Here is a 577-nt window from a genome sequence, read left to right on the forward strand (position 1 = left end):
GTTCGGGCTGGGGGCCGTAGGGGATCTCGCAGCGCTCGGTGCGCAGTTCGGTGACCCGTTGGCCGAGGAGGTCGAGGAGCTGTTCGACGGGGACGGGTCCGGCGGACAGCTGGAGGAAGGAGAGCACCTGAGGCATGGCCGAAACGACCTCGGCGACGGCTGAGGGCTCGTGCTCCCGGGGTTCCGGGTGGGCGAGCGACCAGGCGTCGAAGAGGGCGACCCAGCCGCGCAGTACGGCACTGTCGTCGCGGTCCCAGGCGCGCAGCCGCCAGCCGGGGCGGGCCTCGTCGCCGTGCACCTCGACGAGGCCGGCGAGGCGGGCGGTGTCCCAGTCGGCGCGGACCTGAGCCGGGGTCAGGCCCAGATCCGCGGCCGCGAGTTCGGCGGTCGAGTCGGAGAGGGTGCCCTTGCCGTCGGGGCTCGCGCTGTCACGGCCGGGGCGTAGTGCGGCGTCGGCCCAGTGGGCGACGCGGGCGGCTCCGGCCAGGCCGGAGCGAGCCATTCTGGCCAGTTCCGCGGGGGCCGGTGTGCCCTCCGGAGGGCGGGGTGCGGGGCGGCGCGAGCGCCGCTGGTTCAT

The 577-nt window shown here is 75.6% G+C and carries 1 pseudogene; it reads right to left on the reverse strand.

Annotation, left to right across the window (positions count from 1 at the left end):
• Window positions 1–577 (reverse strand): annotated as a pseudogene (locus AC31A1_RS52355) (hypothetical protein); the annotation flags it as partial.

The sequence above is a fragment of the Streptomyces sp. P5F9 genome, from assembly GCF_057961495.1.